Source organism: Burkholderia sp. Ac-20345, from assembly GCF_017104825.1.
GTDB lineage: Bacteria > Pseudomonadota > Gammaproteobacteria > Burkholderiales > Burkholderiaceae > Burkholderia > Burkholderia lata_B.
In genome coordinates, this window is sequence record NZ_JAAGPO010000133.1 from 15694 (window position 1) to 28461 (window position 12768).

General features: G+C 67.7%; 10 protein-coding genes. 9 read left to right on the forward strand and 1 reads right to left on the reverse strand.

The window, feature by feature from the left end:
- The first annotated feature begins 105 nt into the window (after positions 1 to 105).
- Both G3O06_RS33080 and G3O06_RS33085 read left to right on the forward strand, forming a co-directional pair.
- Positions 106 to 1701 carry an ABC transporter substrate-binding protein gene (locus tag G3O06_RS33080; RefSeq protein ID WP_174973989.1) on the forward strand — a complete coding sequence of 532 codons (1596 nt, stop codon included), beginning with the start codon at positions 106 to 108 and terminating at the stop codon, positions 1699 to 1701.
- A 199-nt stretch (positions 1702 to 1900) separates the two neighbouring features.
- Positions 1901 to 3547 (forward strand): ABC-F family ATP-binding cassette domain-containing protein, encoded by a 1647-nt coding sequence (locus tag G3O06_RS33085; protein ID WP_205818721.1) that lies wholly within the window; start codon positions 1901 to 1903, stop codon positions 3545 to 3547.
- A 16-nt stretch (positions 3548 to 3563) separates the two neighbouring features.
- Here the strand turns inward: G3O06_RS33085 and G3O06_RS33090 are convergent, their stop codons facing one another.
- Positions 3564 to 4643, reverse strand: a complete 1080-nt coding sequence (locus tag G3O06_RS33090; protein WP_205818722.1) for an MBL fold metallo-hydrolase — start codon at positions 4641 to 4643, stop codon at positions 3564 to 3566.
- A 304-nt stretch (positions 4644 to 4947) separates the two neighbouring features.
- Between G3O06_RS33090 and aceK the strand changes: the two genes are divergently transcribed.
- The 7 genes from aceK to G3O06_RS33125 form a co-directional block, all read left to right on the forward strand.
- Positions 4948 to 6765 carry a bifunctional isocitrate dehydrogenase kinase/phosphatase gene (aceK, locus tag G3O06_RS33095; RefSeq protein WP_205818723.1) on the forward strand — a complete coding sequence of 606 codons (1818 nt, stop codon included), beginning with the start codon at positions 4948 to 4950 and terminating at the stop codon, positions 6763 to 6765.
- A gap of 55 nt (positions 6766 to 6820) precedes the next feature.
- Positions 6821 to 7588, forward strand: a complete 768-nt coding sequence (gene can / locus G3O06_RS33100) for a carbonate dehydratase (protein ID WP_122946385.1) — start codon at positions 6821 to 6823, stop codon at positions 7586 to 7588.
- A gap of 111 nt (positions 7589 to 7699) precedes the next feature.
- On the forward strand, positions 7700 to 8377 hold the full coding sequence (locus G3O06_RS33105; protein ID WP_089441137.1) for an SDR family oxidoreductase: 678 nt from the start codon (positions 7700 to 7702) through the stop codon (positions 8375 to 8377).
- A 37-nt stretch (positions 8378 to 8414) separates the two neighbouring features.
- Positions 8415 to 8852, forward strand: coding sequence for a YchJ family protein (locus tag G3O06_RS33110; protein WP_205818724.1), 438 nt, complete (start codon positions 8415 to 8417; stop codon positions 8850 to 8852).
- Between the two features lie 106 nt (positions 8853 to 8958).
- Positions 8959 to 10230 carry a CocE/NonD family hydrolase gene (locus G3O06_RS33115; RefSeq protein ID WP_174917197.1) on the forward strand — a complete coding sequence of 424 codons (1272 nt, stop codon included), beginning with the start codon at positions 8959 to 8961 and terminating at the stop codon, positions 10228 to 10230.
- A 512-nt stretch (positions 10231 to 10742) separates the two neighbouring features.
- Complete coding sequence (gene bioA / locus G3O06_RS33120) at positions 10743 to 12089, forward strand: adenosylmethionine--8-amino-7-oxononanoate transaminase (RefSeq protein WP_205818725.1); 1347 nt, start codon at positions 10743 to 10745, stop codon at positions 12087 to 12089.
- On the forward strand, positions 12086 to 12768 hold a 683-nt coding region (locus tag G3O06_RS33125; RefSeq protein ID WP_205818726.1), incomplete at its 3' end, for an aminotransferase class I/II-fold pyridoxal phosphate-dependent enzyme. The genes bioA and G3O06_RS33125, both read left to right, overlap by 4 nt.

A 12768-nucleotide genomic window follows, 5' to 3' on the forward strand; every position in this document is an offset into this window, starting at 1 on the left:
CGCTTTGACGGTATGCTATTCGCCAGCCGCGCCGGCCCTGTCCGCTTCCGGGCCGCGCCCGCATCCCGTCACCCAGCAAAAAACACAAGCCACGTGGGAGATCCTATGCAGGTCAAGCTGTTCGCCGCGGCCACGCTCGCCGCCGCCCTCGCCGCCCCCGGCCTCGCCGCCGCCAAGCCGCTCACCGTGTGCACGGAATCGAGCCCGGACGGCTTCGACGTCGTGCAGTACAACTCCCTCGTCACGACCAACGCATCGGCCGACGTGATCTTCAACACGCTCGTGTCGTACGACGAAGCCGCGAAGAAAGTCGTGCCCGCGCTCGCCGACAAATGGGACGCGAGCGCCGACGGCCTCACGTACACGTTCCATCTGCGCCCGAACGTCGCGTTCCAGACCACCGACACCTTCAAGCCGAGCCACGCGCTCGACGCGGACGACGTCGTGTTCACGTTCTCGCGGATGCTCGACGATTCGAACCCGTGGCACAAGGTGGCCGGCGCGAGCGGCTTCCCGCACGCGCAGTCGATGGGCCTCGTGAAGCTCGTGAAGTCGGTCACGAAGGTCGACGACAGCACGGTGAAGTTCGTGCTGAACGAGCCGAACGCGACCTTCGTACCGATCCTGACGATGGGCTTCGCGTCGATCTACTCGGCCGAATACGCGGACCAGCTGCTGAAGGCCGGCAAGCAGGCCGACCTGAACGCGAAGCCGGTCGGCACCGGCCCGTTCGTGCTGAAGAGCTACACGAAGGACGCGCTGATCCGCTACGACGTGAACCCGACGTACTGGGGCACGAAGCCGAAGGTCGACCGGCTGATCTACGCGATCACGCCCGACCCGTCGGTGCGCCTGCAGAAGGTGAAGGCCGGCGAATGCCAGATCGCGCTGTCGCCGAAGCCGCAGGACGTGCTCGCCGCGAAGGGCGAAAGCGCGCTGAAGGTCGTGCAGACGCCCGCGTTCATGACCGCGTTCGTCGCGCTGAACACGCAGAAGAAGCCGCTCGACAGCGACAAGGTGCGTGAAGCGCTGAACCTCGCATTCGATCGCGCGACCTACCTGAAGGTCGTGTTCGACAACACCGCCACGGCCGCGAACAACCCGTATCCGCCGAACACGTGGAGCTACGCGAAGGACGTCGCGCCGTATGCGTACGATCCCGCGAAGGCGAAGCAGCTGCTCGCGCAGGCGGGCTTCCCGAACGGCTTCTCGACGACGATCTGGACGCGCCCGACCGGCAGCGTGCTGAACCCGAACCCGAAGGTCGGCGCGGAGCTGCTGCAGGCCGACCTCGCGAAGATCGGCGTGAAGGCTGAGGTCAAGGTGATCGAATGGGGCGAGCTGATCAAGCAGGCGAAGCTCGGCCAGCATGACATGCTGTTCATGGGCTGGGCCGGCGACAACGGCGATCCGGACAACTACCTGTCGCCGCTGTTCAGCTGCAATGCGGTGAAGTCGGGCATCAACTTCGCGCGTTTCTGCGACACGCAACTCGACAAGCTGATCGCCGACGGCAAGTCGACCGCCGACCAGGCCAAGCGCGCGAAGCTGTATGAAGCCGCGCAGAAGATCATCCACGACCAGGCGCTGTGGATTCCGCTCGGCTACCCGACCGCGGCCGCGCTCACGCGCACGAACGTGAGCGGCTATCACGTGAGCCCGTTCGGACGGCAGAACTTCACGACCGTCGCCGTGCAGTAACGCGACTCTCGCGCGTGGCGCGCAAGCGACGGTGCGTCGGGCCGTCGCTTGCGGCCCGCGCGCCGCGCTTGCTACACTGCGCGCTCATTCCTCATACCGGACGCCAGCCAAAGTGAACAACTAAGCCTTCCCAAAATGTTTTCGCCGCCGTGCCACGCACGCCGCGCGCGAAGGTCTTCACGCATTTTCGGAGGTGCTTATGGCTGCTGCCACGCCCACCGGCGCGCTCGTCGCGCTTCATCACGTTTCCTTCCGCTTCGACGACGGCTTCACGCTGCTCGATTCGCTCGACCTTTCCATCGACCGCACGCCGACCGGCATCGTCGGCCGCAACGGCATCGGCAAGAGCCAGCTCGCGCAACTGATCGCGGGCCGCTGCGCGCCGAGCGCGGGGACGATCGACCGGCACACGTCAATCGTCTACGTCGCGCAACAGCACGACGACGACAACGTAGCGACCGGTCCGCGAACCGTCGCGCAGATCGCCGCGCTCGATGCGCCGCTCGGCGCGCTCGCGCGCCTCGCCGACGGCCGCGCGGAACCGCACGACTTCGACCTGATCGGCGATCGCTGGGATCTCGCGGAGCGGCTGCGCAGCGCGCTCGACGCGGCCGGCCTGCACGACGTGCGCGCCGACACGCCCGCGCAGGCACTGAGCGGCGGGCAGCTCGCGCGGGTCGCGCTGATCGGCGCGTTGCTGTCCGGCGCCGGCCTGCTCGTGCTCGACGAACCGACCAACCATCTCGACGCGCCCGGCCGCGCGTGGCTGCGTGCGGCACTCGACGGCTGGCGCGGCGGCCTCGTCATCGTGAGCCACGACCGTGCGCTGCTTGCCGACGTGCAGCGCATCGTCGAGCTGACGCAGCACGGCGTGCGCTCGTACGGCGGCAACTACGCGCTCTACCGCGCGCAGCGCGACGCTGAACAGGATGCCGCGCAGTCGGCGCTCGACAACGCGCGTGCCGAACGCGGACGCGTCAGGCGCAGGCTCGAACAAGAGCACGACACGATCCAGCGTCATGCGGCTGCGTCGCTGCGCGAGGCGAAGACGGCCAACCTGTCGTCGATGGCAAAACAGAGCCGCAAGGGCGCGGCACGCAGCATCATGGGGCACGTCCGGCGCCATCAGGACGAATTCAAGGCGACGCTCGACGAACGCGTGCAGGAAGCGGCCGCGCGCGTCGAAGCCGATGCGCCCGTGCTCGTGTCGCTGCCGGGCACCGAGGTCAGCGCGCGCCGCCAGCTGTTCACGCTCGAAACCGCGCAACTGCCGTGGCGCATCACGGGCGATGCCGATGCGATCACGTGGTCGGCGAGCGGCGCCGTGCGCATCGCGCTGACCGGCCCGAACGGCTGCGGCAAATCGACGTTGCTGCGAATGCTCGCGGGCGAGCTTTCGCCGCGTTCAGGCGCATGCACGACGCACGTGAGCGCCGCGTATCTCGACCAGCGGCTCGCGCTGCTCGATCCCGATCGTTCGATCGTCGAGCAACTGGGGCTGCTCGATACGCCGCTCGCCGAAGGCGACCTGCGCAGCCGGCTCGCGCTGCTGCAGCTCGACGCGACGCGTGCGACGCAGCCCGCGCAGCAGCTGAGCGGCGGCGAACGGCTGAAGGCCGCGCTCGCGTGCGCGTTGTGGCGCGGCACGCCCGCGCAACTGCTGCTGCTCGACGAGCCGACCAACCACCTTGATCTCGAATCGGTGCGTGCGATCGAAGCCGCACTGGCCGGCTTCCCCGGTGCGATCGTGGTCGCGTCGCACGACACCGCGTTTCTCGCGACGCTCGACCCGACGCACACGATGCAATGGCATCGCGACGGGTGGCGCTACGAACCCGTCGCATGAGGAACACGCAGCGGTGTCAGCCGGCGATGCGGAACCGCAGCACGCCGTCGTCGCCCTGCTCGCGCACGAGTTCGCCCGCGAGCCACAGCAGGTTCAGGTGCGCGAGCGCCTCGCCGAGCGCGAACGTCATCTGGTGGATGTCGAGCTCGCGGCGGCGGAACATGATCGGCACGATGTCGGCCGCGCTCATCGGCTTTTCCGCGCATGCGACACGCACTTCGGCCAGGCGCGCGTCGTGGTGTTCGCGCAGTTGCGTGATGCGCGTGCGCACGCCGCGGAACGGCTTGCCGTGCGACGGCAGCACCAGCGTATCGGGCGACATCGTCTCGTAGCGGCCGAGCGACTGCAGGTACAGCGCGAGCGGATTCGCTTCGGGTTCGAGGTCGAACACGGACACGTTCGTCGAGATGCGCGGCAGCACCATGTCGCCGGAGATCAGCACGCCGTCCGCTTCGCTGTGCAGCGCGCAATGTTCAGGCGAATGACCGAAGCCGGTCACGACACGCCACGTACGCGCGCCGATCGTCACCGCGTCGCCTTCACGCAAGCGCCGGTAGCGCGGCGGCACGGCCGGCACGAGATCCGCGTAGTAGCTGCGGCGGTTGCGCAGCTTGTCGAGCGCGGCCGGATCGGTCAGCCCGTGGCGCGCGAAGTGATCGGCGGCGGCCGCGCCGCCCGCGTTCGAGCCGTTGCCGGCCGCCATCAGGCAGCCGAACATGTATTCGCCGAGCGTCATCCACAACCGCACGTTCCAGCGGCCCTTGTCGCCGCCTTCGCACAGCCAGTTCGCGAGGCCGAAGTGATCGGGGTGGCAGTGCGTGACGAGCACGCGCAGCACGGGCAGGCCGTCGAGATGCGTGTCGAAGATCTGCTCCCAGTGCGTGCGGATCGCATCCGACGAGATCCCGCAATCGACGATCGTCCAGCCGGCCTGCCCGTCGATCTCGTCGCGCAGCAGCCAGAGGTTGATGTGATCGAGCGAGAACGGCAGCGGCATGCGCAGCCAGCGCACGCCGGGCGCGACCTCGAACGTGTCGCCCGCGGCAGGCAGCGTGTCGGCGAAGGGATAGTCGAGTTGGTGTTCCAGTGCGTTCATCGGTGGGGCGTCTCGTCGTTATCGGTGCGAATGCGCGCCGGCGGCAGGCCGTGGCGGGCGTTCCGTCGATTCTATCGCCGTCCCGAGGAACGCGTGCCCGGCGGCCAGCGCCCCGTCAAAAAAAGTTCGTGCCAGAATCGGTTCCGTACCCGTATCTTTACGCGAAGATGCACCGAACGGCACCCAACGGCAGACAACCCGCCGCCAGCCGGCCGGCCGCGCAACGCCGCGAAGTCCTTGAACCGCCCGCTTGGGCGCTAAAATGGCGAGTGCTTACAGCCCCTCCCGAACGAGCCTGCACGCGATGAATCACTTCCCCAAACTGCTGTCTTCGCAGATCGGTTTCGACGTCGCGCAGACGATGCTCGAAAACTTCGACCGCCACTACCGGATCTTCCGCGAGGCGGCCGTCGAAGCGAAGACGCTGTACGAGCATGGCGACTGGCACGGGCTGCAGCGGCTCGCGCGCGAGCGGATCACGTCGTACGACGATCGCGTGAAGGAATGCGTCGAGGTGCTGGAAGACGAATACGACGCGGAGAACATCGACGACGAAGTGTGGCAGCAGATCAAGCTGCACTACATCGGCCTGCTCACGTCGCACCGCCAGCCCGAGTGCGCGGAGACCTTCTTCAATTCGGTGTGCTGCAAGATCCTGCACCGCTCGTACTTCAGCAACGATTTCATCTTCGTGCGCCCGGCGATCTCGACCGAGTATCTCGAGAACGACGAGCCGGCCGCGAAGCCGACCTATCGCGCGTACTATCCGGGCACCGACGGGCTCGCGACCACGCTCGAGCGGATCGTCACGAACTTCCAGCTCGAGCCGGAATTCGACGATCTCACGCGCGACATCGCGTGCGTGATGCAGGCGATCCACGACGAATTCGGCCACTTCGACGAAGCACCGAATTTCCAGATCCACGTGCTGTCGTCGCTGTTCTTCCGCAACAAGAGCGCATACATCGTCGGCCGCATCATCAACGCCGACCGCGTGCTGCCGTTCGCGGTGCCGATCCGCCACGTGCGCCCGGGCGTGCTCTCGCTCGACACCGTGCTGCTGCGCCGCGACCAGCTGATGATCATCTTCGGCTTCTCGCACTCGTATTTCCTCGTCGACATGGGCGTGCCGTCCGCGTACGTCGACTTCCTGTGCACGATCATGCCCGGCAAGCCGAAGGCGGAAATCTACACGTCGGTCGGCCTGCAGAAGCAGGGCAAGAACCTGTTCTATCGCGACCTGCTGCACCACCTGTCGCATTCGAGCGACCGCTTCATCATCGCGCCCGGGATCAAGGGCCTCGTGATGCTCGTGTTCACGCTGCCGTCGTTCCCGTACGTGTTCAAGATCATCAAGGATCACTTCCCGCCGCCGAAGGAGACGACGCGCGCGCAGATCATGGAGAAGTACCAGCTCGTGAAGCGCCACGACCGCCTCGGGCGGATGGCCGACACGCTCGAGTATTCGAGCGTCGCGCTGCCGATCGCGCGGCTCGACCACGCGCTCGTGCGCGAGCTGGAAAAGGAAGTGCCGTCACTGCTGGAATACGAGGACGGCAATCTCGTGATCGAGCACCTGTACATCGAGCGCCGGATGACGCCGCTCAACCTGTACCTGCAGAACGGCTCCGATACCGACGTCGAGCACGGCGTGAAGGAGTACGGCAACGCGGTGAAGGAGCTGATGAAGGCGAACATCTTCCCCGGCGACATGCTGTACAAGAACTTCGGCGTCACGCGCCACGGCCGCGTCGTGTTCTACGACTACGACGAGATCGAGTACCTGACCGACTGCAACGTGCGCCGCGTGCCGCCGCCGCGCAACGAGGAAGACGAGATGTCCGGCGAACCGTGGTATACCGTCGGCCCGCACGACATCTTTCCGGAGACCTACGGGCCTTTCCTGCTCGGCGACCCGCGCGTGCGCGACGTCTTCATGAAGCATCACGCGGACTTTTTCGATCCCGCGCTGTGGCAGGCCAGCAAGGACAAGCTGATACAGGGCGAATTGCCCGACTTTTATCCGTACGACACCGCGCTGCGCTTTTGCATGCGCTACCCCGCGCGCTTCGGCGCGACGGACCAGAATGATGGTGCAGGCGACGCGCAGCGCGCCGCCTGACGCCCACGACACCGCACCGATTGCGACCTGATTTCCGTCAACGGAATCCACACCGATGAACACCCAAGACAATCCGCTTTCACACCTGTTCGACAACAACGACGCCTGGGTCAAGCACAAGCTCGAAGACGACCCGCAATTCTTCGCGCGTCTCGCCGACCAGCAGGCGCCGGAATATCTGTGGATCGGCTGCTCGGATTCGCGCGTGCCCGCGAACGAGATCATCGGCCTGCCGCCGGGCGAAGTGTTCGTCCACCGCAATATCGCGAACGTGGTCGTGCACAGCGACCTGAACTGCCTGTCGGTGATCCAGTTCGCGGTCGACATCCTGCGCGTGAAGCACATCATGGTCGTCGGCCACTACGGCTGCTCGGGCGTGAACGCCGCCCTGCTCAACCGCCGCGTCGGCCTCGCCGACAACTGGCTGCATCACGTGCAGGACGTGCGCGAGCGCCACGCGGCGCTGCTCGACGAATGGCCGGTGGGCGAAGCGCGCTATCGCCGCCTGATCGAGCTGAACGCGATCGAGCAGGTCGTCAACGTGTGCCGCACGACGATCGTCAACGATGCGTGGGCGCGCGGCCAGTCGCTCACCGTGCACGGGCTCGTGTACGGCGTGCACGACGGCCGGATGCGCAACCTCGGGATGGCCGTGTCGAACTTCGAAGCGCTCGGCGAGACCTACACGCGCTGCGTGGCCGCACTCACCGCCGGCGGCGAGCATGCACCGGCCAACGACATGATCGCGGCAGACGCCGCGCGGCTCGAAGGCGTCGCACAGGCTGTCGCCGCCACGCTGAAGCCGTGCGACGACGCGAAGTAACACCGCTGGCTGCGCGACGGCAGCGGCGCCGGCGCGCAGCCGCGCGCCCCATCGAACGGATCTGATCCCGGCGCCGCCGCCAAGGCGGCGCCAAGCACAGGAGCGACGGGCATGAAAACCGCATTGATCGTCGGAGCATCGCGCGGCCTCGGCCGCGAATTCGTCCGCCAATACCGGCGCGACGGCTGGAACGTGATCGCCACCGCGCGCGACGACGCCTCGCTCGACGCGCTGCGCGCGCTCGGCGCTCAGGCCCATGCGCTCGACATCACGCAGCCCGAGCAGATCGCGGCGCTCGGCTGGAAGCTCGACGGCGAGCGGCTCGATGCGGCCGTGCTGGTGTCGGGCGTGTACGGGCCGCGCACCGAGGGCGTCGAGACGGTCACCGCCGAGGATTTCGACGCGGTGATGCATACGAACGTGCGCGGGCCGATGCAGTTGCTGCCGATCGTGCTGCCGCTCGTCGAGGACGCGCGCGGCGTGCTGGCCGTCGTGTCGAGCCGGATGGGCAGCATCGCCGAGGCGACCGGCACGACCGGCTGGCTGTACCGCGCGAGCAAGGCCGCGCTGAACGACGCGCTGCGCATCGCGTCGCTGCAGACGCGCCACGCCGCGTGCATTTCGCTCCACCCCGGCTGGGTGCGCACCGACATGGGCGGCGCGCAGGCCGCGATCGATCCGGAAACCAGTGTGACCGGCATGCGCCGCGTGATCGCCGAATCCGGCGCGGACGTGTCGCAGGCAAACGGCCGTTTCTTCCAGTACGACGGTATCGAGCTGAGCTGGTAGGCAGCCGACAACCTTGCGTCGTTAATTCCCGTTTCGCATGATTTTGAACCGACCTGACACGTGCCCGTGCGGCGGCGCGTCCCCCGCTCCCGCCGGCAAAGCGCCGGCGCCCCGCTATGCGGCCTGCTGCGGCCGCTTCATCGACGGCGGCGAAGCCGCGCCGACCGCGCTCGAGTTGATGCGCTCGCGGTATAGCGCGTACGTGCTCGGCGCGACCGACTACCTGCGCGCGACGTGGGCCGCGCGCACCTGCCCGCCCGATCTCGGCACCGACCCCGAAGCGCCCGACGCGCCGCGCTGGCTCGGCCTCGCGGTCAAACGCCATGCGCCGCTCGACGAACGGCACGCGGAGGTCGAATTCGTGGCCCGCTACAAGGTCGGCGGGCGCGCTTACCGGCTCCACGAGACGAGCCGATTCGAGCGCGACGAGCACGGTTTCTGGCGCTACATCGACGGAGAAGTAAGTGAACGTTGACAAATAGTTGCTGTGTCAGACGCCGGGTAATTCCCGCATTGCACAACCCGAATTTGTCGGGCTACGATGACCTCGAATTGGTCATGTTGCATGGCAGGGCTTACGAATGGCGTTCAGCAAGGTATTGGTGGGATGGATGGCGGCTTGCGCGCTGTCGGCCGCTCAGGCCGGTACGCTGCCGAACGCCAATACGGGCACGGGTACCGGCGTCAGCGGGTCGCTCGCCCACGCCGAACGCTTCGACTACGGCGATTCGAACCTGCCGCAGGTCGCCGCCGACCTGAACGAACAGATCCTCCGCATTCCGGCCGACGCATCGGGCACCGTTACGCTCGAGGCAACGCTCTTCAAGCCGAACGGCCCCGGCCCGTTCCCGCTCGTCGTCTTCAACCACGGCAAGAACACCGGCGATCTCCATCAGCAGCCGCGCAGCCGGCCGCTCGCGTTCGCGCGCGAATTCGTGCGCCGCGGCTATGCGGTGATCGCACCGAATCGCCAGGGCTTCGCAGGCTCGGGCGGCACGTACCAGCAGGAAGGCTGCAACGTCGGCAAGAACGGCCTCGTGCAGGCGGCCGACGTCGACGCAACGGTGCGCTACATGTCGCGCCAGTCGTATGTCGATGCGTCGCGCATCGTCGTCGCCGGCACGTCGCACGGCGGCCTCGTATCGGTCGCGTACGGCACCGAAGCCGCACCGGGCGTGCGCGGCATCATCAACTTCTCCGGCGGGCTGCGCCAGGACCTCTGCGACGGCTGGCAGAAAAACCTCGTCGACGCGTTCGACCAGTACGGCGCGCGCACGGCCGTGCGGTCGCTGTGGCTGTACGGCGACAACGATTCGGTGTGGACGCCCGGGCTCGTCGCGCAGATGCACGACGCGTACGTATCGCACGGCACGCAGGCCCGGTTCATCGATTTCGGCCGCTACAAGGACGACGCACACCGGCTGATCGTCGATCGCGACGGCGTGCCCGTGTGGTGGCCGGCCGTCAACGCGTTCCTCGCGCAACTGAACCTGCCGACCTCGGTGCGCTACGCGGTCGCGAACCCGCACGAGCCGAAGGCGAGCGGCTATGCGTCGATCGACGCGGTCAATGCGGTGCCGTTTGTCGACGAAGCCGGCCGCGAAGGCTATCGCCGCTTCCTGAACCAGCATCCGAGCCGCGCGTTCGCGGTGTCGTCGGAAGGCGCATGGTCGTGGGCCGAAGGCGGCGACGACCCGATGGCGCTCGCGCTCGACAACTGCGCGAAACAAGATGCGGGCGCTTGCCGGCTGTATGCGGTCAACGACCGGGTCGTGTGGAACACGACGCAGACTGCCGACAACGACGACAGCAACGCACGCGGCACCGATACGCCGGCGCTGGCTTCGCGTTGACGAACGGCGGCCTTCGCCGCCGTTTTTCGTTTTCCCTCCCCCTTTTTCGTTTCTTCGCAGTCGCGCTGCGTGCAGCGTTCGCGGCCGACGTCGCGGACCGTGGCACGCACCGCATGCCGGCGTGAACACGCCGTCTGGCCGCGCCATGCCCCGGGTGCCCTTCCTCGCCCGCTTGCGTTCTTTCTTTCCGATCACGTGGGGGCCACATCGTCCCGCGCCGCCTTCTCTCCCTTCGCGCCCCGATTTCTCACCCCGCCGCGCCGCCCGGCCCACGATTTTTTTTGGTTGGGGGGTCTCACTCGAACGTCGTCATCTGCGCGCATTTCGGGACATCTGAACCGTACCGTTCCGAGCCGCCCCGATCTGCGCCGAACTCCCGTCCGGCAAGGCTTTGCGGCGTTTGTAACCGGTAGTGCAACGGGTCGCGGAACACGCTAATCTCAGCGCGATTCGTGTCTCGCCGCGCGGCATCCCGTCGATGCCGCGCAGCCGTTTTATCCCCCGGAGCCGCCTTGAGTACGCCAGCCACCGACGACTGGGTCGCGCGCAGCCTGCGCGCGGTCTGGCATCCCTGCACCCAGATGAAGCATCACGAGCGCCTGCCGCTCATCCCCGTCGCGCGCGGCGCGGGCCTGTGGCTGTACGACCGTGACGGCCGCCGCTACTTCGATGCGATCAGCTCGTGGTGGGTCAACCTGTTCGGCCATGCGAACCCGGACATCAACGCCGCGCTGAAGGACCAGCTCGACACGCTCGAGCACGCGATGCTCGCCGGCTGCACGCACGAGCCGGCGATCGAGCTCGCGGAGCGGCTGCACGCGCTCACCGCGCGCACGCTCGGCCATGCGTTCTTCGCGTCGGACGGCGCGTCGGCGGTCGAGATCGCGCTGAAGATGAGCTTCCACGCGTGGCGCAACCGCGGCCGCGCGAACAAGCAGGAATTCGTCTGCGTAGCGAACAGCTATCACGGCGAGACGATCGGCGCGCTCGGCGTGACCGACGTCGCGCTGTTCAAGGACGCGTACGACCCGCTGATCCGCCATGCGCACGTCGTCGCGTCACCCGACGCACGCGGCGCGCTGCCGGGCGAAACGGCCGCCGACGTCGCGGGCCGCGCGCTTGCCGACGTGCGGCGCCTGTTCGTCGAACGCGGCGACCGGATCGCCGCGCTGATCGTCGAGCCGCTCGTACAGTGCGCGGCCGGCATGGCGATGCACGATCCGTCGTATGTACGCGGGCTGCGCGCGCTGTGCGACGAATTCGGCGTGCACCTGATCGCCGACGAGATCGCGGTCGGCTGCGGCCGCACCGGCACCTTCTTCGCGTGCGAGCAGGCCGGTATCTGGCCCGATTTCCTGTGCCTGTCGAAGGGCATCAGCGGCGGCTACCTGCCGCTGTCGCTCGTGCTCACGCGCGACGACGTGTTCGCGGCGTTCTACGACGACGACACGACGCGCGGCTTCCTGCACTCGCATTCGTACACCGGCAACCCGCTCGCGTGCCGCGCGGCGGTCGCGACGCTCGACCTGTTCGCACGCGACGACGTGCTCGCGGCCAATGCCCGCAAGTCGGCGACGATGCGCGCGGCGCTCGCGCCGCTCGACGCACACCCGCAGGTACGCCACCTGCGCGAGCGCGGCACGCTGTTCGCATTCGACGTTGCGCTCGACGGCGACGCGGCGCGCGGCTTCTCGCGTCGCTTCTTCGAACGCGCACTGGAACGCGAGATGCTGCTGCGCCCGATCGGCACGACCGTGTACCTGATGCCGCCGTACGTGATGACCGACGACGACATCGCATGGCTCGCGCAAAGCACGCGCGACACGCTCGATGCAACGCTGGAGGAAATCGCACGATGACCAACCCTCTGCTCGATACCCTGCAACGCGGCCTCGCCGATCTCGACGCGCAAGGCCTGCGCCGCGTGCGCCGCACCGCCGACACCGCGTGTGATGCACATATGACTGTCGACGGTCGCGAGATCGTCGGCTTCGCAAGCAACGACTATCTCGGCCTCGCCGCGCATCCGGCGCTCGTCGCCGCGTTTGCCGAAGGCGCGCAGCGCTACGGCTCCGGCAGCGGCGGCTCGCACCTGCTCGGCGGCCATTCGCGTGCGCACGCGACGCTCGAAGAAGAACTCGCGGCCTTCTCGGGCGGCTTCTCCGACGCGCCGCGCGCCCTGTACTTCAGCACCGGCTACATGGCGAACCTCGCCGCGATGACCGCGCTCACCGGCAAGGGCGCGACGATCTTCTCCGACGCGCTGAACCACGCGTCGCTGATCGACGGCATGCGGCTGTCGCGCGCGAACGTCCAGGTCTATCCGCATGCGGACACGGCCGCGCTCGCCGCGCTGCTCGACGCATCCGATGCCGAAACGAAGCTGATCGTCAGCGACACCGTGTTCAGCATGGACGGCGACCTCGCGCCGCTGGCCGAACTCGTCGCGCTGGCCGAACGCCACGGCGCATGGCTCGTCGTCGACGATGCGCACGGCTTCGGCGTGCTCGGCCCGCAGGGCCGCGGCGCGCTCGCGGC